Annotated in this window: 22 protein-coding genes and 2 pseudogenes; 7 read left to right on the forward strand and 17 right to left on the reverse strand. The window is 54.2% G+C overall.

Annotated elements, in window-relative coordinates; all coding sequences use genetic code 11:
• Positions 1 to 8 precede the first annotated feature (8 nt).
• Together lipA and ACJY2L_RS11215 are read left to right on the forward strand one after the other, a co-directional pair.
• Positions 9 to 974, forward strand: a complete 966-nt coding sequence (lipA, locus tag ACJY2L_RS11210) for a lipoyl synthase (protein ID WP_264289429.1) — start codon at positions 9 to 11, stop codon at positions 972 to 974.
• 132 nt (positions 975 to 1,106) lie between these two features.
• Positions 1,107 to 2,165, forward strand: coding sequence for a hypothetical protein (locus ACJY2L_RS11215; protein WP_439212792.1), 1,059 nt, complete (start codon positions 1,107 to 1,109; stop codon positions 2,163 to 2,165).
• A 52-nt stretch (positions 2,166 to 2,217) separates the two neighbouring features.
• Here the strand turns inward: ACJY2L_RS11215 and tatE are convergent, their stop codons facing one another.
• The 4 genes from tatE to cspE all read right to left on the reverse strand — a co-directional run bounded on the left by tatE (position 2,218) and on the right by cspE (position 4,255).
• Positions 2,218 to 2,424: a twin-arginine translocase subunit TatE gene (gene tatE, locus ACJY2L_RS11220; protein WP_264272969.1), complete on the reverse strand. Its 207-nt coding sequence runs from the start codon at positions 2,422 to 2,424 to the stop codon at positions 2,218 to 2,220.
• A gap of 131 nt (positions 2,425 to 2,555) precedes the next feature.
• Entirely contained in the window at positions 2,556 to 3,353 is a 798-nt protein-coding gene (locus tag ACJY2L_RS11225) for a deaminated glutathione amidase (protein WP_439212791.1), read from the reverse strand.
• A gap of 9 nt (positions 3,354 to 3,362) precedes the next feature.
• Positions 3,363 to 3,797, reverse strand: coding sequence for a GNAT family N-acetyltransferase (locus tag ACJY2L_RS11230; protein ID WP_439212790.1), 435 nt, complete (start codon positions 3,795 to 3,797; stop codon positions 3,363 to 3,365).
• A gap of 248 nt (positions 3,798 to 4,045) precedes the next feature.
• Positions 4,046 to 4,255 carry a transcription antiterminator/RNA stability regulator CspE gene (cspE, locus tag ACJY2L_RS11235; RefSeq protein WP_067428606.1) on the reverse strand — a complete coding sequence of 70 codons (210 nt, stop codon included), beginning with the start codon at positions 4,253 to 4,255 and terminating at the stop codon, positions 4,046 to 4,048.
• A gap of 1,141 nt (positions 4,256 to 5,396) precedes the next feature.
• Here cspE and ACJY2L_RS11240 point away from each other — a divergent pair.
• Entirely contained in the window at positions 5,397 to 5,642 is a 246-nt protein-coding gene (locus ACJY2L_RS11240; RefSeq protein ID WP_067428603.1) for a hypothetical protein, read from the forward strand.
• Between the two features lie 69 nt (positions 5,643 to 5,711).
• Here ACJY2L_RS11240 and lldD read toward each other — a convergent pair whose 3' ends face one another.
• The 3 genes from lldD to gntT form a co-directional block, all read right to left on the reverse strand.
• Entirely contained in the window at positions 5,712 to 6,887 is a 1,176-nt protein-coding gene (gene lldD, locus ACJY2L_RS11245; protein WP_439212789.1) for an FMN-dependent L-lactate dehydrogenase LldD, read from the reverse strand.
• Positions 6,884 to 7,669 carry a transcriptional regulator LldR gene (lldR, locus tag ACJY2L_RS11250; RefSeq protein WP_067428596.1) on the reverse strand — a complete coding sequence of 262 codons (786 nt, stop codon included), beginning with the start codon at positions 7,667 to 7,669 and terminating at the stop codon, positions 6,884 to 6,886. The genes lldD and lldR overlap by 4 nt, the downstream gene beginning before the upstream one ends.
• Before the next feature lie 166 nt (positions 7,670 to 7,835).
• Positions 7,836 to 9,152, reverse strand: a complete 1,317-nt coding sequence (gene gntT / locus ACJY2L_RS11255; RefSeq protein ID WP_067428594.1) for a gluconate transporter — start codon at positions 9,150 to 9,152, stop codon at positions 7,836 to 7,838.
• Between the two features lie 300 nt (positions 9,153 to 9,452).
• Between gntT and ACJY2L_RS11260 the strand changes: the two genes are divergently transcribed.
• Positions 9,453 to 10,577: an iron-containing alcohol dehydrogenase gene (locus tag ACJY2L_RS11260; protein ID WP_439213091.1), complete on the forward strand. Its 1,125-nt coding sequence runs from the start codon at positions 9,453 to 9,455 to the stop codon at positions 10,575 to 10,577.
• A gap of 36 nt (positions 10,578 to 10,613) precedes the next feature.
• Here the strand turns inward: ACJY2L_RS11260 and ACJY2L_RS11265 are convergent, their stop codons facing one another.
• Together ACJY2L_RS11265 and ACJY2L_RS11270 are read right to left on the reverse strand one after the other, a co-directional pair.
• On the reverse strand, positions 10,614 to 11,456 hold the full coding sequence (locus ACJY2L_RS11265) for a Cof-type HAD-IIB family hydrolase (RefSeq protein ID WP_439212788.1): 843 nt from the start codon (positions 11,454 to 11,456) through the stop codon (positions 10,614 to 10,616).
• 180 nt (positions 11,457 to 11,636) lie between these two features.
• Positions 11,637 to 13,562 (reverse strand): methyl-accepting chemotaxis protein, encoded by a 1,926-nt coding sequence (locus tag ACJY2L_RS11270; protein WP_439212787.1) that lies wholly within the window; start codon positions 13,560 to 13,562, stop codon positions 11,637 to 11,639.
• Positions 13,563 to 14,257: 695 nt separating this feature from the next.
• Between ACJY2L_RS11270 and ACJY2L_RS11275 the strand changes: the two genes are divergently transcribed.
• A complete protein-coding gene (locus ACJY2L_RS11275) occupies positions 14,258 to 14,827 on the forward strand; it encodes a YceI family protein (RefSeq protein WP_439212786.1) in 570 nt (189 codons plus the stop codon).
• Between the two features lie 39 nt (positions 14,828 to 14,866).
• On the opposite strand, the gene ACJY2L_RS11280 is transcribed toward ACJY2L_RS11275, so the two are convergent.
• The 4 genes from ACJY2L_RS11280 to ACJY2L_RS11295 all read right to left on the reverse strand — a co-directional run bounded on the left by ACJY2L_RS11280 (position 14,867) and on the right by ACJY2L_RS11295 (position 18,202).
• Complete coding sequence (locus ACJY2L_RS11280) at positions 14,867 to 15,403, reverse strand: chorismate mutase (RefSeq protein ID WP_439212785.1); 537 nt, start codon at positions 15,401 to 15,403, stop codon at positions 14,867 to 14,869.
• 134 nt (positions 15,404 to 15,537) lie between these two features.
• On the reverse strand, positions 15,538 to 15,981 hold the full coding sequence (locus tag ACJY2L_RS11285) for a cyclophilin-like fold protein (protein ID WP_439212784.1): 444 nt from the start codon (positions 15,979 to 15,981) through the stop codon (positions 15,538 to 15,540).
• Positions 15,982 to 16,026: 45 nt separating this feature from the next.
• Positions 16,027 to 17,055, reverse strand: a complete 1,029-nt coding sequence (locus ACJY2L_RS11290; RefSeq protein WP_439212783.1) for an alpha/beta hydrolase — start codon at positions 17,053 to 17,055, stop codon at positions 16,027 to 16,029.
• Positions 17,056 to 17,065: 10 nt separating this feature from the next.
• Positions 17,066 to 18,202, reverse strand: coding sequence for an MFS transporter (locus tag ACJY2L_RS11295; protein WP_439213090.1), 1,137 nt, complete (start codon positions 18,200 to 18,202; stop codon positions 17,066 to 17,068).
• A 291-nt stretch (positions 18,203 to 18,493) separates the two neighbouring features.
• On the opposite strand from ACJY2L_RS11295, the gene ACJY2L_RS11300 reads away from it, so the two are divergent.
• Positions 18,494 to 19,381, forward strand: a complete 888-nt coding sequence (locus tag ACJY2L_RS11300) for a LysR family transcriptional regulator (protein ID WP_439212782.1) — start codon at positions 18,494 to 18,496, stop codon at positions 19,379 to 19,381.
• Between the two features lie 302 nt (positions 19,382 to 19,683).
• Here ACJY2L_RS11300 and ACJY2L_RS11305 read toward each other — a convergent pair whose 3' ends face one another.
• Positions 19,684 to 21,102 (reverse strand): sugar porter family MFS transporter, encoded by a 1,419-nt coding sequence (locus ACJY2L_RS11305; protein ID WP_157883908.1) that lies wholly within the window; start codon positions 21,100 to 21,102, stop codon positions 19,684 to 19,686.
• Between the two features lie 366 nt (positions 21,103 to 21,468).
• Here ACJY2L_RS11305 and ACJY2L_RS11310 point away from each other — a divergent pair, with 366 nt between their 5' ends.
• Positions 21,469 to 21,729, forward strand: coding sequence for a hypothetical protein (locus tag ACJY2L_RS11310; RefSeq protein ID WP_209500360.1), 261 nt, complete (start codon positions 21,469 to 21,471; stop codon positions 21,727 to 21,729).
• Positions 21,730 to 22,012: 283 nt separating this feature from the next.
• On the opposite strand, the pseudogene ACJY2L_RS11315 reads toward ACJY2L_RS11310, so the two are convergent.
• From ACJY2L_RS11315 to ACJY2L_RS11325, 3 genes and pseudogenes are all read right to left on the reverse strand, one after another.
• Positions 22,013 to 22,845, reverse strand: a pseudogene (locus ACJY2L_RS11315) (DUF4942 domain-containing protein).
• A 90-nt stretch (positions 22,846 to 22,935) separates the two neighbouring features.
• A pseudogene (locus ACJY2L_RS11320) lies at positions 22,936 to 23,426 on the reverse strand (DUF5983 family protein).
• Positions 23,423 to 23,803, reverse strand: coding sequence for a TA system toxin CbtA family protein (locus ACJY2L_RS11325; protein ID WP_439212781.1), 381 nt, complete (start codon positions 23,801 to 23,803; stop codon positions 23,423 to 23,425). The pseudogene ACJY2L_RS11320 and the gene ACJY2L_RS11325 overlap by 4 nt, the downstream one beginning before the upstream one ends.
• Between the last annotated feature and the right edge of the window lie 21 nt (positions 23,804 to 23,824).

A 23,824-nucleotide genomic window follows, 5' to 3' on the forward strand; every position in this document is an offset into this window, starting at 1 on the left:
GCACATTTATGAGTAAACCAATTCAGATGGAACGCGGCGTCAAATATCGTGACGCAGACAAAATGGCGTTGATCCCGGTGAAAACCGTGGTGACCGAGCGTCAGGAGATCTTACGCAAGCCGGAGTGGATGAAGATTAAATTACCGGCCGATTCCAGTCGCATTCAGGGCATCAAAGCCGCAATGCGTAAAAATGGACTGCACTCGGTGTGTGAAGAAGCCTCCTGCCCTAACCTGGCAGAGTGTTTTAATCACGGCACGGCCACCTTTATGATTCTTGGCGCAATCTGTACCCGTCGCTGCCCTTTCTGTGACGTGGCCCACGGTCGTCCGGTGGCGCCGGATAGCAACGAGCCGGGCAAACTGGCACAAACCATTGCCGACATGGCGCTGCGTTATGTGGTTATCACCTCGGTGGATCGTGACGATCTGCGTGACGGTGGTGCACAGCACTTTGCCGACTGCATCACGGCCATTCGTGAAAAGAGTCCGACGATTAAGATTGAAACGCTGGTGCCTGACTTCCGTGGCCGTATGGATCGTGCCCTGGACATTTTAACCGCCACGCCGCCAGATGTGTTTAACCACAATCTGGAAAACGTGCCGCGCGTTTATCGTCAGGTGCGTCCGGGAGCTAACTACGACTGGTCTCTGAAGCTGCTGGAGCGTTTTAAAGAGGCGCATCCTGACATTCCTACCAAATCGGGTTTGATGGTTGGACTGGGCGAAACCAACGCTGAAATCGTTGAGGTGATGCGCGATCTGCGTCGCCACGGCGTTACGATGCTGACGCTGGGTCAATATCTGCAGCCAAGCCGTCACCACCTGCCGGTGCAGCGCTACGTTAGCCCTGCCGAATTCGACGAAATGAAAGAGGAAGCGATGGCGATGGGCTTTACCCATGCCGCCTGTGGCCCATTTGTTCGCTCTTCTTATCACGCCGATATGCAGGCCAAAGGGCTCGAAGTGAAGTAAACTTGCGCTCGATCAAAAAAGCAGCCTGCGGGCTGCTTTTTTTCGTTTAAGGCCCTCACTTTTTGGCCGCCTGTTAATGCTGAGTCAATTTTTAAGTGCCTTTGCACTTTTATTTTTTTATTAAGGTCAGCTATGCAAACACGCGCCAACTTATTGCCCGAGGCACCGCCAACACTATTGAATCCAGCTCGCCTGAATGTTGGCAGCGGGATTACCTCAGCAGAACAGATTGAGCAAATGCGCGAAAAGCTACTGCTCGAAAATACGTATCATCTTCACGCCAATCACGCCACCTGTGGCCTGGCTCTGATCGCCACTGCAGTGAGCATGCAGTATCTCTATCAGCATCAACCCGCCTTTATCGCGGAATGGCTGGCGCAGGAAGCGCTGCAGAAAGGCATATTTGATCATCAACTGGCGTCACTACCGCTGACAAGTGGCTTTCAGGAAAAAGCGGTATTGATGGATGATCTGTCATCATCAGTATCTTTAGTTGATTCTATGGAAGAGAGCTACCGTAGCATGACGATGAACAAAAATGATTTATCGTGGGCGAACACCAGTGAAGCACCGGCTTTTCAGGACGTTCACATCCATAACGCGCTGGCTGAACCGTTGCCACTACCCGCATCCACAATGGCCGCACTGACAGAAACAACTCAGCCAGCATCTGAATTACCTTTAGCAGAGGCTGTCGACTTTGCTCTTGATGCAGGCAATCATCCCCAGCTTCAGGGCATCGCTCCCGCGAACAGTCAGGTTGAAGTTTATATTAACAATCAGCTGGCTGGCGTTAGCGAAAGTAATGAGGGTGGCGTATGGGCATGGCGACATGATGCAGGATTAGCAAACGGCACTTATCAGCTTGATACCATAGCGATTGATCCCCAGGGACACGCCTGGTCCCTGACAGAGTCGTTAACTTTTACCGTCGATGTGATTGCTGAACAGTCCGAACTGTCGCTTGACGCGCTGCTCAGTCCAGCCAGCGAGTTAGATTTCAGCCTGCTGTTTCCGCAAGAAGATGAGACGATAACCGAAGAGATTACCCTGCAAATATTGCCGGAAGCCGATGCTATATGGACCGATTTGCTGCCGGCCGGGCCGACAGTGACCATGATGCCGTCGGGCAACAGAGAAATCGATCGCTGGAATCAGGATCTCGACCTGCTCGCCGGTTCGCAGCCATAAAAAAACGACGCCCTGGGAAACCCAGCGCGTCGTTACATTTATTTACAGAAAATCAGGATTCTTTATGCGTTACGCGCTCAGCGGCGGCGTCTTCTGCTGGCGTGCTTTTCGCGGTGGTACTGTCATCGCTCATCGCTTTTTTAAAGCCTTTAATGGCGGAGCCTAAATCGCCGCCCAGCGAGCGCAGTTTATTGGTGCCAAACAGCAGTACGATAAGCGCACCGATGATAAGCAACTTGGCAATGCTGATACCTTCCATAACTCTTAACCTCAGAATAAGCTGTTCTGCTTATATACGCCTTTCTGATTGCTCAATACAACAGCAATCTGTAACAGGGCGTGATAGTGGTCTGCTTCCGCGCCCGTAAACGACATTAGGGTAAAACGGCGCTATTTCTTAGCCTCCAGCTCAGGTTTAGCAAAGCGCCGATTTTCCAGCACCGGCAGCGCGCTGCGGGCCTCGGCAAGGCGAGACGCAGCAAGCTCAGCAAAAATAAGCCCCGGTGCTTCCGTGCCTCTGGCGACGATCACTCCCAGCGGATCGATGGCAAGACTGTTGCCGATATTCCGCGGCCCGCATTCCCCCACCGCAACCATAAACGCCGTATTCTCCAGCGCCCGTGCGCTGCACAGCACTTCCCAGTGGCGCTCCTTCAGCGGCCCTCGCACCCATGCGGCGGGCAGAACCAGCACTTCAGCGCCGTCGAGCACCAGACGTCGTGCCAGTTCAGGAAAGCGCACGTCATAGCAGGTCATCAATCCCACCTTCATGCCGGCAACCTCAATCAACGGCGGAATCTGCGTGCCTGGCATAACCCGACGTGATTCCTGCACGTTAAAGGCGTCGTAAAGATGCAGCTTATCGTAAGTGGCGATCACTTCACCGCCACGCAGGGCAACCAGAACGTTAAGCGCTTTGCGATCGGCCGTAGGCACATGCAGGGTAAAAACGGTGGTTAAAGCGTTGTCTTTGCTGGCCGCCCGCAGCGCGGTCATAAAGGGGCCATCCAGCGGTTGCGCGGCATTGATGACGTGGTCAGGATCGACGTTATCACGCGCCAGCACCGCTTCCGGCAGGACCAGCAGCGCAGCACCGCCTGCCAGCGCCTGCTGCATCAGGCCGATGCAGGTTGCCGCGTTGTCTTGCGGATCGCGGCTGACGGCAAACTGTCCCATAGCAATTTTCATGCTGTTGCCTCACTGTCCGACATTCAGCGGTTTGATGTGGTAGCGCGGTGACTCTTCATAGCCTTCCCGCAGATAAAACTGATTCGCTTTGTGTCGATGCGCGTTGCAGTGCACTTCCATGCGATCGCAACCGTGCCGGACGGCGATCTGTTCGGCGTGGGCCAGCAGCTGCTGTCCAAGCCCTCTACTGCGCTCACCTTCCGCTATACAGAAATAGCTAATACGCGCGAAGTCCCCGGCCAGCGCCAGCTGCGGAATAAAATGCAGTGAGATAAATCCCAGCACCGTGCCGCCCTCTTCCGCCACCAACAGCGTCTCTTTCTCGTCGGCGATCAGTTGACTCAGTCGCCGGGCCATAACGTCATCGGTGCTGCCGTAGCCCAGCTCACTGAGCAACGCGCTGAGCGCAAAACTGTCATTAACCTGTGCCGGACGAATATTCATGCCGCTTCCCCATGATGTCTCTTTCCGTCTAGTTATATAGCGTGCACATAATAAAAGCAGCAATCATTGCTGCTGGATGGAGGCCAGAACGTAAAAAGGTGAGAAATGTCACTGCGCTATGGCAGCTCACACAGAAAATTTAGCGAATTAATGCAGGGCAAGACGTGCAGTCAGGCTAATGAGTAAGATGATTTTCAGGCCAAAAAAAACCCGCCAAACGGCAGGTTTTTAGAATCTGTGCCAGAAGGTTATGCGCTGATAACGTTAGTGGCAGAAGGACCTTTCGGGCCATCAGTGATTTCAAACTCAACAGTCTGGCCTTCTGCCAGTGTTTTGAAACCGTTGCTCTGGATAGCAGAGAAGTGTACGAATACATCTTTGCTGCCATCTTCAGGAGTAATGAAACCGAATCCTTTAGATTCATTAAACCACTTAACGCTACCTTTAATCTTGGACATCTAAATTACCTTTACTTGAAAATGGACACTTAACTGTGTCGCTATTAAGTACAGCAATTGCGGTGACGTTTGTCCAGTGCCACTTACGTAAAAAGTGATAAATATCGATTTATTTTCATAAACGGGTATTTTATGTACGCGCTTTTAGCCCTGTTTATGCCTTGATTGCTGCGACTTTAACCACGCCTGCGATGTTAGTTGATTGTTATATTTATGTTTTATCATTAATACGCGCGCTTACTGGCTAAAAATAGAGAAAGTTGGCTCTGTAGCCGGGTAGCAGGCGGCTTTCTGCGGTTCTTGCGCAACAAAACTGCCGCCAGCGTTAACCTCATTACCTCTCTTCTCCCATGCGTGAGCTGCCGAGCCGGTAACAGAAACGCGCAAATTTCCTTTTTACAATCAGTCACTCATCCCATGCACAGGCATTTTCAGCATCGATGGGGTGAAAAAGACGAATTGATTTAGCGCAACAATTAATAAATAAAACTTACTTATGGCAGGAGGGTTTTGCTAAGATTTGTCTTATTACGAAGCAACAGGGAGGACGATGATGGTCATGAAGATCAGATGTACAGCATGCGGCAGCAGTAAATTTTCATTTACCCATTTTGGTAAACATCCGCAGGGTTTGCATGGCGCCTGCTGTGCAGTATGCCGTAAGCGACTCTGCTTACACGATCTACTGCCACAGACGCCAATCGATCCTGCTACTCGTGCGCTGATCGATCGTCAGAAAAGCCGATAGCGAAATGCGCTCCCAGTCAGGAGCGCCTGCTATCAGAAAATCAGCTTAAATACGCCGGTCAGCGTCAGCAGCCCCACAATGAAGATGATGGCAATGATCCACAGTAAAATTTTCATCCCTTTTCCCTCGCCTTTTAGTTCAATGTATTACGTTCATAATAAGCATAGATTATTTCAGCGTTTATGCCTGTTAGCACGCTCATCTTGCTAAAATTCTGTTTCCCCCACGTTGTGCAGGTGCGCTTTGCGGGAATAATTTTTGCGATGGCGATCGCGTCATGGAATATTTTGCTGTTTTGCCGCTTCGCCTTGCTTTTGCTCACTGTCTAAACTTTATGCGGTACCAAGAGCAGATGCAGATATATGACCTGTTAGTGAGTCATAAGGAGAACGCATGAGTACGATTAATACCAGCATGGGGCGTTACAGCCTGAAAGCTAAAAACAGAGGTGACCTGATCAAAGGGTCCATCGCTATCAATGATGAAGGCGGTACGCAGCTCTGTAAGCAGGAATTTGAAGAGCACTATCTTGACGATGTAGTTAACAACGTCATTTATCCGGTCACCGGCGGCAACCGCTATATTGCGCGTGCGCTGCGTGAACAGATGATTAAAGCCGGCTTCGAACAGCCGCACTAAGTCCCTGACATCGGGCCACACTCGCGTGGCCCGCTTGCTCGCCGTTATTGCTGACTCTGTCCGGCGCGATCACCGCACACTGTCTGCCGCCTCTTCAATTCCTCGCCTGAGTTCACGCACCAGTAAATCGCCGTTAATTTCAGCTATCGATTTCGCGCCGGTCAGCGTCATCGCCACACGCATCTCTTTTTCGATCAGCGTCAACAGGTTAGCTACGCCCTTTTCACCGTGCGTCGCCAGCGCGTAAAGCCACGCCCGGCCAAGCAGCACGCAGTCAGCACCTAGCGCCACCATGCGCACCACGTCGAGGCCATTGCGGATACCGCTGTCAGCAAGAATAGCGATATCTCCTTTTACCGCGTCGGCGATGGCCGGTAGCGCACGCGCCGACGACAGCACGCCATCGAGCTGGCGACCACCATGATTCGAGACCACGATGCCATCGGCACCAAAACGCACCGCGTCACGCGCATCGTCGGCGTCAAGGATCCCCTTGATCACCATCGGGCCGTCCCAAAAATCACGGATCCACTCCAGATCCTGCCACGAGATAGAGGGATCGAAATTATTAGCCAGCCAGCCAATGTAATCCGCCAGGCCGGTCGGCTTGCCGAGATAGGCTGAGATATTGCCCAAATCGTGCGGCCGCCCGTTGATGCCGACATCCCACGCCCATTGTGGATGGGTCGCTGACTGAATGTAACGACGCAGCGCCGCATTGCTGCCGCTCATGCCGGAGTGCGCATCGCGATAACGTGCGCCGGGCGTGGGCATATCCACGGTAAACACCAGCGTTGAGCAGCCGGCGGCTTTCGCCCGCTCCAGCGCATTGCGCATAAAGCCGCGATCGCGCAGCACATAGAGCTGAAACCACATCGGGCGGTTAATCGCCGGTGCCACCTCTTCAATCGGACAAACGGAAACGGTAGAAAGCGTAAACGGAATGCCTTTGCTGTCTGCGGCACGCGCCGCCTGCACTTCGCCGCGGCGCGCATACATGCCGCAGAGTCCTACCGGTGCCAGCGCAACCGGCATCGCCAGCGTTTCGTTGAACAGACGTGTTTCCAGGCTCAGCGCCGACATGTTTTTCAGCACACGCTGACGCAGCGCGATGTTAGCCAGATCCTCGACGTTACGACGCAGCGTCTGTTCGGCATAGGCGCCGCCATCAATATAGTGAAATAAGAAAGGTGGCAGAATACGCTGGGCAGCGGCACGGTAGTCGCTGGCGGCGGAAATAATCATGATTCAGGTTCCTGTTGATGAGTTTGATTGCCGGGCAAGCGGGTAATACGCGCCTGGCGGGCGCTGTTTTCACTCTGGATTTTCAGCGTGCTGTGGACAAACGCCAGATGGGTCATCGCCGCCTGGCGCGCACCTTCGGCATCGCCCGCCAGAATCGCCTGCAACAATGCCCGATGCTGATCGGTAAGCTGGGCGAATAGCGTCGGCTGAATCACCATCTGCCTGCGGCTGTGAATAACGCTGGACTGCATCAGCTCAAAAAAGCCGCGCATGGTTTGTAACAGCACCAGGTTATGGGACGCTTCCGCAATGGCGAGATGAAAACGGACGTCGGCCTGCGCCGCCAGTTCGGGATCGTCGTGTTCCAGAAAGGCAAGCGTGGCGTCAAAGCAGTATTGCAGTCGCTCTTTATCCGCCTCGGTGGCGCGCAGCGCGGCATGCCAGGCGGTGCTGGCTTCGATGGCGTGGCGCGCTTCCAGAATGTCATAGCGGTAATCGGGATCGGCCGCCAGCAGCGAACGGATTGGCGTAACAATCTGCTGTTCTGACCACGGGGCAAGCTGCTGTTGCAGCCAGGTGCCGCCGCCGCGCCGACTGACCAGCAGGCCGTTGCCCACCAGCTTTTGAATCGCCTCACGCAGCGACGATCGCGATACGCCCAGCTCGGCCGCCAGCTGCCGTTCCGCAGGCAAACGCATGCCTGGCTGCAGGTCACGTTGTGCAATAAGCGCGCGCAGCTGCGTGACGATGTCATCAACCAGCCGCGCCGGGGTATTTTTCATGATTGGTCATACCAAAACAGCGTTCAGAACGCACATAGTTCACGCCAGAGGGCTTACAGGCAATAAATGCGGCGGGGATATTTGCGTTATGTGAACGCTCAGAAGTTTTTTGGTGGAATTGGTAGGACCAAAAAGCGAGAGCAGTGGCCTGCCCTCGCGTGACACCTTAAATCACCGTTGAAAGCAGCAGACAGCCGATCAGGCCACACACGGCGATAATGGTTTCCAGCGCCGACCAGGAGCGCAGCGTTTCGCCAATGGTCAGGTTGAAATACTCCTTAAACAGCCAGAAGCCGGGATCGTTAACGTGTGAGAAAATCACGCTGCCGGAACCCACAGCAATCACCATCAGCTCCGGGCTGGCACCAGAGGTGGCAATCAGCGGGGCGACGATGCCACCGGCGGTAATCGCCGCCACGGTAGCTGAGCCAAGCGCGATACGCAGCACGGCGGCGATCGACCAGGCCATAAAAATCGGTGACACGTTAGTTTCATGCATCAGCCCGGCAATGTATTTATCCACGCCGCTGTCCACCAGCACCTGCTTAAACGCGCCGCCGCCGCCAATAATCAACAGCATCATGGCGATAATTTTAATGGAATCGGTGATGGTGCCCATGACCTCATCCATGCTGCGGCCGCGATTCAAACCAAAGGTGAAAATCGCGATCAGCACCGCAATCAACGTGGCCATAATCGGATCGCCAAAGAACTCGGCGTAGGGCAGCAACACATGGCCTTTTGGCAGAACCATCTCCGCCACCGCGCGCAGCGCCATCAAAATCACCGGTACCAGCGAGGTCCAGACGCTGACGCCAAAGCCCGGCATCTCCGCTTCGGTAAAGGTTTTGGGATTGTAGAGCCCTTCCGGGATTGGCTTGTCGATGCTTTTCAGAAAGCGGGCGTAAACCGGGCCGGCCAGAATCACCGTGGGAATGCCGAGCAGCGTGCCGTAAAGCAGCGTTTTGCCCATGTCAGCGTTAAACAGTGTGGCAATCGCCGTGGGACCCGGATGCGGCGGCAGAAAGCCGTGAGTCACCGACAGCGCAGCAGCCATCGGTACGCCAACGTAGAGCAGCGGCACGCGTGCCGACGCGGCAATGCTGAACACCAGCGGCAGCAGCAGCACAAAGCCCACTTCGTAAAACAGCGCAAAGCCCACGGTGAAACCGGTCAGCACCAGCGCCCACTGAATGTGCTTTTCACCAAACTTCGCAATCAGCGTGGTGGCGATGCGTTGTGCGCCGCCGCAGTCGGCCAGTAGTTTGCCCAGCATGGCACCAAAACCCATGATTAATGCCAGACTGCCGAGCGTGCCACCTACGCCCATCTTGATGGAGGTGATCACCTTGTTCACCGGCATACCCTGCATGACCCCAACCGCCAGCGCGACCAGAATAAGGGCGATAAAGCCGTTCAGCTTGAAGCGTATCATCAGCAGCAGCAACAGCAGCACGCCGATCGCCACGATAACTAATGGCATAGGTCTTTCTCCGAGTCGTTGGGCCGTTGCAACAGCCACTTTAATGATGAGGATGACGGCCTGAGCCGTGCAGGATGACAGAAAACAATACGCGCGTTACACGCTGTTACCGATAACATGTTAACGGTAACAATCACAGGCTGAAACGTAGGCTGCTAAGGTAATTTGCGTTTTGCGAAGAGGATCAAACTTTTCAGCCGCTGTCGTCGCGCTTTCGGCCGTCGCACCGGTGCATAAAGCGGATACACTGAGCCGATACGATCAGATTAACTGCGAGGAGTTGAAGTGACTATCAGCCAGATGTACAGCGGGCAGCACACCCTTTTTGGCCGCGGCAGCCTGCAGAAGCTGCTGCCGATGCTGGCGGAGACGCCGCAGCCCACGCTGCTTTTTTGCGGACGCTCGTTCCTTAACAGCGAAGCGTATGCGGCGATCAAAGCTGAGCTTAACGAGCAGATCATCGGTTACGAAATTGTCGGCCATGAAGCGAGCCCGGCCGACGTCGATGGCTGGGTGCAGCGCTGGCGTGGCCATGTCGATCGCGTGGTGGCGATCGGCGGCGGCAGCGTGCTTGATGCGGCGAAAGCCTTTGCGGCAATGAGTCAGCAACCTGAGAATACCCTGCGCTACCTGGAAAAAGTCGGTGATTTAGCCGTTATTGCCGCCACCTTGCCGCTGATCGCCATTCCCACTACCGCCGGTACCGGCAGCGAAGTCACGCAAAATGCGGTGATTACCGATCAGGGCGAACAGCCGGTAAAAGCGTCGCTGCGCCATCCGGTATTCGTCCCGGCAGTGGCTATTCTGGATGCCGATCTGCTGCGCGGCACGCCCGCGACGATTCTGGCGCACTGCGGCATTGATGCCTTTACTCACCTGTTTGAAGCCTACCTTTCAGGCAAGGGGAATCATTTTACCCGCCAACTGGCGCTCACCGGATTGCAAAATTTTATGCGCGGCTGGCCGGATCTGCTGCGTGATGATGCCCAGGGCGATGAGGCGCGTGAAGCGATGATGCTCGCCTCATGGCTGGGCGGCGTCAGTTTGAGCACGGCGGGATTAGGTGTCATTCACGGGCTGGCGGGAGAAATTGGCGCCATCAAACCCTGGCATCACGGTGAAGTCTGCGGGCGACTGCTGTTGCCGTTTCTCGATTTGCTGGACAGCGCGCCCAATGCGCAACAGCAGCAGTGGCTAACGGAGATGCAGCGGGTGCTGTTTCCCGGCACTGCGGGTTCTCCGGCCGCACAGCTAAGTGAATGGTTACAGCGCACGGCGATAACACCGTTCTGGCAGCAGCCGCCAGCGCTGACGCCGGCAGAGATCGATTGGGTGCTGACCCGTGCCAACAATAAAAACGGCGTGGTGGATTATGATAAAACGCAGCAGCGGATGCTGCTCAGCGGCGCATTTCACTGCGGCTGAAGTGAGGTGGCGCGCCCGACAGCGCGCCCTTTCCTGCTATTGCTGAGTCACGCTATTGGCGATAAACGGCGGTTCACCGTCCAGCATCTGTTGAATCACTTCCAGCACGCCCTGCTGATTATTGCTGCCCGCCTGATAACGGGCCGCCTGTTTTACCGCCTGCGGCGCATTGGCCATGGCAAAACTGAAGCCTGACTGCTGCAACATTTCCAGATCGTTTCCGCCGTCGCCAAACGCCAGCACCTCGTCATTGTTGATTCCCCAACGCTGCTGCAACAGCGCCAGACCGTTGGCTTTGTGCAGGCCGGGAATAATCAGATCCACCGAACCGTGCCCGCTGCTGGTTGCCGCTGCGGCGCCCGCATGCAGTCGATTAATATCATTCATTAACTGGGGAACATAATCGTCGGAGAGGTTAAGGGCGAATTTGAAGATTTTATCGTCAATATCATCAAGGCTGTTGATCGGCTGTAAGCGATGACAATAGTGCTGCATTTTCTGTAAAAACGCCTCGCTGGCCCCGGGCAGAATATAGGCGCTCTTTTTGCCGTTAATCACAAACTGCAGATCGGGATAACCGCCTTTACGCAAGGTATCGATCACCGCGGCAATATCATCACGCGAGAATTCGCCCACCAGCACATCTTCGCCCTGATTGACGATATAACCGCCGTTTTCCGCCACAAAGGCAATGTCGTTAACTATCTCCGGAAAGAACGAGATCAACTGGTGATATTGGTTGCCGCTGGCGACCACAAAGCGGATGCCGCGCCGTTTCAGTTCGGCATATTGCTGCATAAAGCGCGGCTTGTTGTATTTTTTGGCGTCGTCCAGAAAGGTGCCATCCATATCCACCGCAACCAGTTTTACCTGCGACATAATTCCTCCATCCGAAAATAACGTTAAACGCTGTGTAGAACATTACGTTAGAACGTTCGGCGGAAGGCGACAAGATAAAGGGGGGGAAATTTGCGCTGGCGGCTGGCGGAAAACGCAACGCGCCGTGCAAGCACGTTGCAAAGAACGGCCTGCTGTTGCAGGCCGCAGCAGGAGAGAGCATCAGGCGGTGCGGAACACAGCCACCATGTCACGCAGGCTAACCGCGCGTTCGGCCAGCTCATCTGCCGAGGCGGCGGATTGCTCCACCAGCGCCGCATTCTGCTGCGTCACCTGATCCATCTGGTTCACGGCAATATTGATCTGCGAAATGCCGCTACTCTGCTCGTCAGAGGATGACGAAATCTCTTTAATCAGCTGCGATGTCTGCTCAATCGCCGCCACGCTCTGCTTCACTTTCTCACCGGCATTTTGCGCCATGGAAATGCCCTGCCGCGCATAATCAACCGACTGCTCAATCAGGCCTTTGATCTCTTTCGCCGCCGCCGCCGAGCGCTGCGCCAGCGCACGCACTTCTGAGGCTACCACCGCAAAACCTTTACCCAGCTCACCGGCTCTGGCCGCTTCTACCGCGGCGTTCAGCGCCAGAATATTGGTCTGAAAAGCGATGCTGTCGATCACCGAGGTGATCTCTCTGATTTCGCCAGAGCTGCTGTGGATTTTTTCCATGGAGGCCATCACTGAGCCCATCGCTTCACCACTGAGCAGTGCGGCATCGGTAGCGGAAACCGCCATGCCCGATGCGTAACGGGTATTATCAGCATTCTGACTGATAATTGACGCCAGTTGCTCCATGCTGGCTGCGGTTTCAGCCAGCGATGACGCCTGCTCTTCCGTCCGTGACGAGAGATCGCCATTGCCTTTGGCAATCTCTTCTGAGGAGCTGGCAATGGTTACGGCATTGTTTTTGATATCTGACACCAGCTGTGCCAGACGCTGTTGCATCAGATGCAGGGCGCGCAGCAGATCGGCCATTTCGTTATTACCGGCAAAGGTAATCTGTGAGGTGAGATCGCCCGCTGCCACCTTGCTGGCGATCATTACCGCTGACTGCACCGGACGCGTCACGGAGCGCGTAATCATAACAGCAACGAAAATCACCAGTAGCGCCACCGCCAGCAAGCAGGCCAGCAGCGTGTATTGCTCATGACGGCTTTTCTCTACCTGAGCATCCAGCATCTGCGCCAGCGTATCGCTGAGTTCGCTGCCCATTGCGGTATAGCGATTGATCGCATCGGTGAATACGCGGACATATTCCACTGGCGTCACGGTGGCATTTTTACTGATAAACACACTCTCTGCCAGCTGCAGCGCCTTGCCTGCCCCCTCATTAGCGTTGTCGGATGTGTTGGCAAAACGGCTGTGCAGCGCGTCATCAATAGCGAAAGATTTTTGCAGGCTGCTGCTGAATTCCTGTAGCGCCTTCTGGCCGTTATCCACCTGAAATTCCATGCGCGCATAATCGGCATCGCTGGTATTACCGGCAGCAATCAGCGAAGTGCCGGCGGCGCGAATCTGCCCCAGCGTTTCCGTTAAATCAGGCAGGCGTGAATAGATGCTGATGATCAGCTGATAGGTATTCAGATCGGCATCCAGCGACAGGCCATAATAATCGAGCACATCCTGATTGGCGCTCAGCAGGCTTTGAATCAACCTGGCGTGGCGATTCAGGCTGTTGGCCAGCGTCAGCTTGCCGGCAGAAATATCCTGCTGCAGCTGATTCCATTCATTACTGACCTTATCAAACTGCTGCAGCGGCTGTGCCTGTTTATCCGTGCGGCTGAGATCGGCAATAATCGCTGTTGAGAGCTGATTAATCTGCGCCACCAGTTCGCTACGTGAAGCGGTATCCGGCGTGTTTTTTGAAATGGCCAGCGCACTTTCGGCGCGATGACGCTGCAACATGTTAAGCAGCGTTAGCATCTCTTTCTCTACCGGAATACCGCTCAACTCTCTGTTCTTAGCATCAATCTGCTGATTGCCGGTTTGAATAAATAACCAGGTCGGAAAAATAAACAGTATCAGGGCGAAAACCCCCAGCAGCAGAAATTTTGCAGGCAGCTTCATGTTATCCAAAATGTTTTTCATGGTGTCTCATATCTAATTAATGTGGCAATTTAGGTTTGTGCATTGTTTATTGTCTGCACTTATCCCGTTTTTTATTTTTAGTCGATGCAGATTTAATGAATAAAAAAGCAACTGAGCAGAACAAATGGCCCGCTAATATTAATAATTAATATTTTTATTAATCCCTTTCGTTAAGAAATGGAATTATAGATTGCACTACTGAATTGTCCACACGATAAACAGGTAATATTTTCTGCATCCCGCATTTAACGCAAATCGAAATAAAAATATACATATCAACTAGTTAAAATGAGAAAATAGTCTCAAATTTTGTAAAGCATGAATTTAAAGCTGCAAAATCCAGCCAGAAAAAATAACGCTAAAGTAATGATTTTCGCCGCCGATAACAGCTTGCTGCTTACCCTTCTTATGACTTACCGGATAAATGATACCCCTAATATAATACCGGCTTCTCATTCGCAACCGTCAATCATTAGCATTATTATATCAACAGGCACACCCGTTATTTCCTGTGTTTACCGACGTAATGTGTTACGTAAAAAACGCCGGGGCTTTATTGACTTATTACCCGGGCAACTGCCAGTTTATTGCATCCCCGCCCGCGCTACTTTTTGCCGCGTTGATGACATGCGGAGGGATAAAAAGAAATAAGCGGGCAGCCGCTTAACCCTGCGCTGTGACACAGAGGACCATCGATGATCCGTTACCTGCTGCTGTTTACCCTGCTGTTCACCAGCCCACTGCTGGTTGCCGCGCCGCTGACCTGGACAATCGCGACCGATAAAACCGCTATTGACCTGTCATGGCAGGCGTTTGGCCATCGCTTTTCTCAGGCGCATCTGCAGGGCGTAACCGGCACCGTGATCCTCAATCCGCAGGATGACCGCGACGATCATATTGAGGTAAAAATTCCACTGGCGACGCTGGTGGCCTCCAATGCGCTGCTGACCCACCAGCTAAAAAGCGACATGTTCTTTGCGGCGGATCGTTATCCGTGGATTTTCTTCAGCAGCACCCGGGTGGTGGCGCTGGGCGCAGGCAAATTCAGGATTTTTGGCATGCTGACGGTGAAGGATGTGCGGCGGCCGGTGGTAATGGAAGCGACACTCGATGCGGGCGAGATCGACGCTGCACCGGAGCTGGCGCTGCATGCCACCACCGGCATTTCACGGTCGGCGTTTAATGTCGACCGGTTGGTGGGTATCGTTGACGATCACGTTGATATTGCATTGACCATTGTGGCTCACAGAGCCACGGCGCCTTAATCCGTGCGCAGGCCGCCTCAACAGCGGCCTGTACCTTTCTCAGGTGCCGAGCCGAATCAGCCGCAGGCTGGCAAGCACCGCCTTCTTGTCTTCCGCGCTCAGGTTCGGCACATTCAGCTGCGCTGAGAGCCACATGATATCCTCATCGGCAAACGCCCCCGCCTGCAAACGCAGATGCAGTGCCTGCAACAGCTGGCTGTCGAGCGCAATAATCTGTTGGCGCAGCACGGCTAAATCCACCGCATGATGAGCCGCATCCGTCGACGACTGCCAGTCCGCCAGGTAGCGATACTGAATCGCCTTACCGGCATTCATCAGGGCGTGCATAAACGGATCCACCGACTGCGGCGCCAGACCCGCCGCCGCGGCTTTTTCACGCGCCTCTTTCAGTACCGCCTGCTCTCTGGGCAGGTCCTCAACCGGCAGATGATGTTCCGCTTTCCAGGTGGCAACCTCCTTCATCAACAGCATGCGCTGATTTAAAACGGTGGAAAGGGAGTCAAGTGACGGCGGCGCGGCGGCAACGGCACAGCTGCAAAGCAGCAAAGAAGAGAGAAACAGCGGTAGATACGACATAGTGTGTCAGCCTCTGAGAAGAAAGGAGTCCTTAATCTACGTCAGCGATAAGACATCCCAGGGATTTGATTACTCACAGGATGTAACTTTTTATGGCGTAATGTGGCAAATGTTACCGCTGCCAGTTCGTCGGGTTATTTGACAGCAAAGTGTATCCTGACCGACTGGTTACCGACGACCTGCGCCAGGCCAGCAGGATGATTGACTCTGCCCAGCGGTGTATAGCGGTAGCCGGAATCAAAACGGCTATAGAACAACACCAGGGTTTTATCGCCGTAGAGCATCAGATCGCCAGCATGCAGATGGCCAGGGCGCACGGGATTTTCCGGCAGCGCTTCGGCAAGGTCGGCATGTTTTTCATTGCCGTTGAGTTCGGCCATATCCAGCGTTAGCGGCAGCCTGTTAATAAAGGCGTGGGCGGCCGGGCTGTCATTCAGCGTCAGGGTAAAATCTTGCCGATCGATCTGCACAGTAATATTCATGGGATGTTCCTTCGCCGTTTCAGCTTCAGCCTGGCTGACGTGCAGATAGCCAATGAGAGTCGCCAACAACAGCGCGATAAGCGGACGGATGTTCATGAAGCTCGCCTTAATAAAAAGGCCGCCTTTCAGCGGCCATGATGACTATTTCAAATTATCTTTAAAGAATTGCGAGAGCTTAGCGAACGGGATCAGATCGGTGCGATCGTAGAGATCGACATGGCCTGCGCCCGGCACGATATAGAGCTCCTTCGGCTCTGCGGCGCGCTGGTAAGCATCCTCGCTGAACTCCTTAGAATGTGCCTGATCGCCGGTGATAAACAGCATTGGCCGGGGTGAAATGGTTTCGATATCGTTGAAAGGATAGAAATTCATAAACTTCACGTTGCTGGTCAGCGTAGGCTGCGTAGTGTGCAGAGACGAGGCGTTTTTCGGCGTAAACTCACCGCGCGGCGTGCGATAGAAGTCATAAAATTCCTTCTCAATCGGCGACGAATTCGCATCGATCTTCTGCACTGTTCCGCTGGTGTAGCGGGTTGCGCCACCGGTAAACTCCGCATAGCGCTGTTCGGCCGCGTTGGCGATAATTTTCTTACGCTGCTCCACTGACAGGCCGTGATTCAGCCCGTTGCGGTTAGCCGAACCCATGTCATACATACTGACGGTGGCTACGGCCTTCATACGCGGATCGATTTTTGCCGCGCTGATGGAAAAGCTGCCGCTGCCGCAGATGCCCAGCACGCCGATGCGGGTGCGATCGACAAAAGCCTGCGTGCCGAGATAATCCACCGCAGCGCTGAAATCTTCCGCATAGATATCAGGCGAAACGGCATTACGCGGCTGGCCTTCGCTTTCCCCCCAGAACGACAGATCAATCGCCAGGGTGACAAAGCCTTGTTCCGCCAGCTTCTGCGCATAGAGGTTTGAGCTCTGCTCCTTCACTGCACCCATCGGATGACCGACAATGATCGCCGCATGTTTGGCGTTGCGGTCCATCGATTTCGGCATAAACAGATTGCCGGTCACGCGCATATTGTACTGGTTTACAAAGGTCACTTTTTGCTGGCTAACCGTGGCGCTTTTATAGAAGTTATCCGCACCGCGAGACATATCAGCAGCGCTGACGGCAAACGCGCTCATCATCAATCCGAACAGCAGGGTATATTTTTTCATGGTCAGTTTCTCAGTGGTCAGTGAAAGAATCTCGCCGTGAGGCGAAAAAAGTCAGTGCGGCAGCGATAAGCAGCAACGCTGCGCTGATAACAAACGTGCTTTGATAGCCGGTATGGTCGAAGGCGACGCCGCCAAGGGTCGATCCCAGCGCAATCGACAGCTGAACCACGGCAACCATCAATCCGCCGCCCTGCTCGGCGTTATCGGGCAGCGTTCTCGCCACCCACGCCCACCAGCCGACCGGCGCAGCGGTGGCGATCAATCCCCACAGGCCCAGCAGCAGCGTAGCGGTGAGGGTGCTATGCCCGGCGGCGATCAGTAATACCGCGATGGTGGCCATCAACAGCGGGATCAGCACCAGCGTCAGGTAAAATCCCCGGCGCAAAAACCAGCCAATCAGCACGGTGCCGATAAAGCCCGCCACGCCAATTACCAGCAGCGTGAGTGATAAGCCGGTCGCGCTGACGTGAATCACCGTTTCCAGAAACGGACGCACGTAGGTGAAGAGCGCAAACTGGCCCATAAAGAACAGGCCGCAGGCCGCCATGCCAACCGCCACCAGCGGATTACGCAACAGGCTAAACAGACTGCCGCCGCGTGGATTAGGCTTATCCGCCGCCATGGCTGGCAGGCTGATCCACTGCCAGATGAAAACCATTAGCGCCACCGGGACCAGACAAAGAAAGGCCCCGCGCCAGCCAATGGTGCTGCTGAGATAGCTACCGAGCGGCGCAGCGATGACCGTTGCCAGTGCGGTGCCCCCATTAAAAATCGCCAGCGCCAGCGGCACCTTGTCGCCCGGTACCAGGCGGATAGCCGTTGCCGCGGACATCGACCACAGGCCGCCAATCGCCACGCCAATCAGCGCGCGTCCAGCCATGTAAGTCAGGTAACCAGGCGCCACGGCAATGATGCCGCCGGAGAGTGCCATCAGCAGCGTCATGCCCAGCAGCAGCATTTTGCGGTCGAGATTGCGTGCCAGCCGCGAAATCGACAGGCTGGTTAACACCGCCAGCGCGCCAGAAATCGCAATGCCCTGCCCTGCGAGGCCTTCGCTGACGCCCAGATCGCGCGACAGCGGCGTCAGCAGGCTGACCGGCATAAATTCCGAGGCCACCAGCGCAAAAACGCACAGCGTCATTGCCATCACCGCGCTCCAGTGGGCTTCTGGCTGGCGGGTAGATTCGTGTTCAGAAAGCGTTGTCAAACCAGTCTCCTTATTCATCCCGACCTGCAAATTCAGGCAAGCCGAGGGTGCATTTTTATTCGCAGAATAAAAATCACGTAATCAATGGGTTATCAGCAGGCGGTACGTTATTACGACCTGTGCACTGCGGTGGGATTGCAGAAATTGTACGCGTTTAATCCAGCCTGACTAGCTAATGAATACTTAATGCGGTTATAAGTAGAATTTATAAATAGTGGACAGGACAGATGGATGAAACGTAACTACAACGATCTGATCTCTTTCATTACCGTCGCGCGCGAGGGTAGCTTTACCCGCGCGGCTGCACGGCTGGGGGTCACTCAGCCAGCGCTCAGCCAGGCGATATCCGGGCTGGAAAACCGCATGCAGATTCGCCTGCTTACCCGCACTACGCGTAGCATCTCGCTGACTACCGCCGGTGAACGGTTGCTGAATGCCATTGGCGATCGTTTTGATGAGATTGAAGCAGAGCTGGATAATTTGACCGAATTGCGCGACAAGCCTGCCGGAACGGTGCGCATCACCTGCGGCCCCGATGTGCTGCGCGCCACGCTGCTGCCAAGGTTGCTGCCGCTGCTGAGAAACTATCCCGATATCACGCTGGAATTTGATGCCAACCACGGCTTCCGCAATATTGTTGCCGACCGGTTTGATGCGGGCGTGCGGCTTGGCGACACCATCGACAAAGATATGATCGCCTTACCGATTGGCGGCCCACTGCGCATGGCGGCGGTGGCGTCACCGGACTATTTCACGCGTTTCCCGGTGCCACAGACGCCGCACGAACTCACGCAACATCAGTGCATTAATCAGCGCATGGTCAGCTCTGGCGGGCTTTACGTCTGGGATTTCGATCAGGACGGTGGCGATCTCAACGTGCGGGTCAAAGGGCAGCTGATTTTTAATACTTCCGAACCGGTGGTGCATGCCGCGCTGGCCGGGGCCGGAATCGCTTTTTTGCCGGAAGAGGAATTTGCACCACACATTGAGGAAGGACGTTTGATTCGCGTGCTGGAAGCCTGGTGCGCGCCTTTCCCAGGTTATTACCTCTATTATCCCAGCAGAAAGCAGCCTTCACCGGCGTTCTCACTGGTGCTTGAGGCGCTACGATTAAAATAACTGATTTACCGAGGGATCCAGGCCGCGTGGCTATAATGAACAGCGGTTTACATATGGGCAATGGCGTCACGTTTTCTGAATTCGATTTTAGATCTCAACACGCCGCAACATTAGCGGCTATTAATCTGCATCATCGGCTCCGTTTGCTGATTAACTGTTTGTATATCGGATGAATAACTTAAGAAGTTGAGAAGACGTCTTGAATAAATCAGCACGGATCAATAAACCGCATCATGGCGCGCATTTTTTATTGAGATGATGGCAGGCAGAACATCTTCTGCCTGCCATCGTCTGGGAAGAAATCAGCTTCCCAGGTCTTTAAGTTTCTTGCCGGCCATCAGGTTCTTTTCGATGTGTTCGAGGGTCACGCCTTTGGTTTCCGGCACCAGCAGAAAGGTCACGACGATAAACAGCAGGTTAAAACCGGTGTAGAGCCAGAAGGTTCCTGCCGCGCCAATGCTGCCCAATAGTGACAGAAAGGTGGCGCCGATAATCATGTTGGCGACCCAGTTGGTGGTGGTGGAACAGGTAATACCGAAGTCGCGGCATTTCAGTGGCTGAATCTCTGAACAGAGGATCCACACCACCGGCGCAGCGCTCATCGCGTAGCCGCCAATGCAGAGCATGGTCATCCCTACCGACACCCATGACAGGCCGGTTGAGATCTCGCCTTCTCCCGCTTTCATCAGGCACCAGCCCAGCACCAGCGTGGCAAAAGCCATCACCGCAAAGCCAATTTTCAGAATCGGCTTCCTGCCGCTTTTATCCACCGTGAACACGGCGATAAAGGTAGCAAACATAAAGGTCAGGCCGACAATCACCGTGGCCAGCATCTGCTCCTGCGTGCTCTGGAATCCCGCCATTTTGAATATCTGCGGCGCGTAATACATGATGATGTTCATGCCGGTAAATTGCTGCATGCCCTGCAACAGCATGCCGAGAAACACCGCACGGCGAACGTTTTTATTCGCCCGGAACAACGCAAAACCACCCTGCTTCATGCGCAGGCTTTCGCGGATTTCATTCAATTCCTGACGCGCTTTTTCAGAGGTATCGCGCAGCATGCGCAGCACCTCTTCCGCCTCAACGTGTAGCCCTTTTGCCGCCAGCCAGCGCGGGCTGTTGGGCAAAAAGATTACCATCGCGAACAGAATCACCGCGGGCAGCGCCAGGATACCCAGCATCGCGCGCCAGTTACCGCTGTAGCTGAAGGCGGTATCCGAGAGGAACGCCAGCACGATACCAAAGGTGATCATCAGCTGGTACAGGCTGATCATCTTGCCGCGGACGTTTTCCGTGGCCATTTCCGAGAGATAAAGCGGCGCGGTGTAAGATGCGATGCCCACCGCCACGCCGAGCAATACGCGCGACATCAGCAGGAACTCTACGCTGGTTGCAAACGCCGAGCCCGCCGATCCCAGAATAAACAGCACCGCGCCCACCATCAGGCTGTATTTTCTGCCCAGGCGGTGTGAGACCCAGCCATTGCAGATCGCCCCGCCCGCCGCGCCCAGCATCATGCTGCTCACCACCCACTCCTGCTGATGGCTGGTCAGGCTGAAATGCTGCGTAATAAACGGCAGCGCTCCCGATATCACCCCGATATCGAGGCCAAACAGCAGCCCGGCCAGCGCCGCGGATATGGAAACAAACAGGTTCATGCGTCGTACTTTTTGTCGGTGTTGAGTTTGAAAATTTATAGTCTGGTTTACATGAGACATCATTAAGCTCCGCCTATTCAGCATGTAATGTCTCAGCAGGATACAAAACGGCGGCGGTAAGGCATTAGGGGGATCGCCCGCTTGCCATGGACGATTCTGCTAAAGCGGCGCGAAGTGTGACGCGGCTCGCAAACGCTTAGCCCGCGAAGCGTAAAGCGAGGTGGGACGGGGTTGATGGCGGGATGACGCGTTGGCTGCGGAAGTGGTTTTTATCGATGCTTATTTGCTATGTATTACACCAGTACAAGCGAAACGCTGTCTGGCATCATGGCTTTTAGCCCAGACCAGACTTCTGCCAGGACCGGTACCTTGCGCTACAATTTCCTGATGACTCACTCATTCTCATTGATCAACAGGAGGAACAACATGCCCATTCAGCATTTGCTACTTGCCAGCGACGGTAACGATCGCATTATCGACGCAGAAACCCTTGAAGATGAATTAGTGATTACCCCGCCCCTGCACACCTCTGCGGGCAACGTCATCCCGAATACTGATCACCATCGTGTTGCGGTTAAAAAGCACTACTGCCGGGGTAAAATATACGCCGTTGCACTCGACAGGCACGCGGCCAGCAATGAGATCGACGACGCAATCGATCTGCATCATCCTGAGCCGATTGAATAGAAAAGATCACAGAGCCTCGTGAAAGCGGGGCTTAGATAATGGCGGTTCAGGAAGATATGTTGGTGATGTTTAGTTGCAATGGGTGAAGGGCTGGAAAACTGGAGGATGGCAGTAATTTATTGAAAAGTATTGGTACGCCTACAGGATTCGATCTCTAACCCGCCACACCCTGCTACCACTGGTTTTCCTCGTGTTCGAAAAACTTAGAGGCCCCCAATTAGGCCCCCAAACGTGTTTCGCTAAAAACATAAGCGATTTCGAGCGCGGGCATTGTAGCGACTAACTACCGCGACGCCAACATCCCCGGATAGCGCTTAGCAATGATGTCGTTCATCTTCTCCACTAACTCAGGGTACTTGAAGGTGAGATGTGCGGTGCCCTTCTGAAAGTATCGGATGGAGAAATACGTGTCTTCATAAACGTCTTTACCGGGATTATCACGGATATGACCCATCAGGTTGATGGAGATGTCACCGCGATTGTCAGGTATCGCTTTGCCATCCAGTAAAAACAGCATCCGCTCCAGATCTGCCAGTTGATCGCGACGAAATCCCCACGTCAGGCTGAAGCCCCAACGGTTGTGCGTCACCAGATTATTGATGATGATCTTCTTGCCGAAAAAACATGGGCTGTTGGTTTTGTAATCCCATGACAGCCCTCTGAATACGTTGATAATCCCCCGCTCAAACACCTCCACTTTGCTCTGATGCAACTGCTCAAACGTGCTGAGAATGTGGCTTCACTGATGGCCGGAAGGTCGCCATCTTCCAGATTCTGATACCACTGCGTACGGGCCTGCGCGTCCATCAGCGATATCATGCCGGATTTCAGCATCAGATCGCGCCACAGGCTGCGGTCAATATTACGGGTGATCACTGGCAACGCTTTCTCCGTTTTTTCCATCAGCCAGCAGTCATAGCGATGCCCCTCCTTCATCGCCCAGTCAGAGGCGTTGCCACCACCGATTCCGGCAGTGAGCTGAGAAATGGCGTTGAGCTGCTGAATCAATTGTTCAATCTGTACCAGTGCGGCATCACGTCCGTTAACGATGCGCTCGATACTGGTGGAACAGATAATATCGGTATGGTCGGTAAGTACGTCTGGTTCTGGTTGCATGTTGTCTCCATAAATGAAAACACCCGCCGGTTTAAGGGCGGATGCATGTGTTGATGTGAGAAAGTAATATGAAAGGATTGGCAGGCACCGTTACCAATCAAAAGTGTCAGATCCGGCAGTAGTTCGCCAAATGCATCGAGATGAATCAGGCCGATGCTGTAACGGCTTATCAGTGTGAAAACCAGGCGTCGGCAGACCTTTGACAGGCCCAGCCGCTTCAGGCGCAGCAGCGGATATGACCAGGCATCCAGCCGGATTAGGTACCCCGAGCCAGTGAAGTGTTTCCAATCCGCATCGCTGTATTCTTGTGCCTGGTGAGAAAGCGTATACAGCAGCGAATTATTCTCGCTGGTGATATGGGCAGTGCTGCAGCAAACGCCTTTCAGGCGGGAGCCATCAGGCAGCGGGTTTTCAACCACCACCTCTCCGGGTTCTTACGCGATACGCAGCGTCAGCCCCTGCGCACTAACGGCAGCTATCAGATCAGCAATGTCGATGCCTTCAACGTCTACCGCGATTCTCTCCATGTTCAGCCCCAGCACACCGATGCTGTCAGCGCTGAGGCTCAGACCGATTTTCACTGTATTTTGTCCTCTCGATACCGGCCTGCTGTGATGCGGGTTATGGTGCTGTAGCTGCTGCTTACTATCAGTCCGGTTGCACGACGGGCACGCAGAATGTCGATGGCACCAATCAGTGAAGAGCGTTCGGCGAGGCTGAAACGACTATGGTCTGAGCGCATCAGTTCATACCTTTCTACAATGTAATTGACAGCATCACACAGAGAGATACCGCCGTTGATGTGCGCCTGAATCACGTTGTCGTCGCCAAAGGGTGTGTCGTTAAGCGTGAGGCCGTAGTGTTTGTCCAGCAGATGTGTGAGCAGCAGTTGCCAGACCTGCACTGGCGACGGGCATGGCTCAGCCGCCCGGGGCTTGGGTAATGGTAAATTTTGCATGTGGTGTGATCCTGTTGTCAG

Origin of the sequence: Duffyella sp. Ts4, from assembly GCF_051851875.1 — a bacterium.
Taxonomy (GTDB): Bacteria; Pseudomonadota; Gammaproteobacteria; order Enterobacterales; family Enterobacteriaceae; genus Duffyella; species Duffyella gerundensis.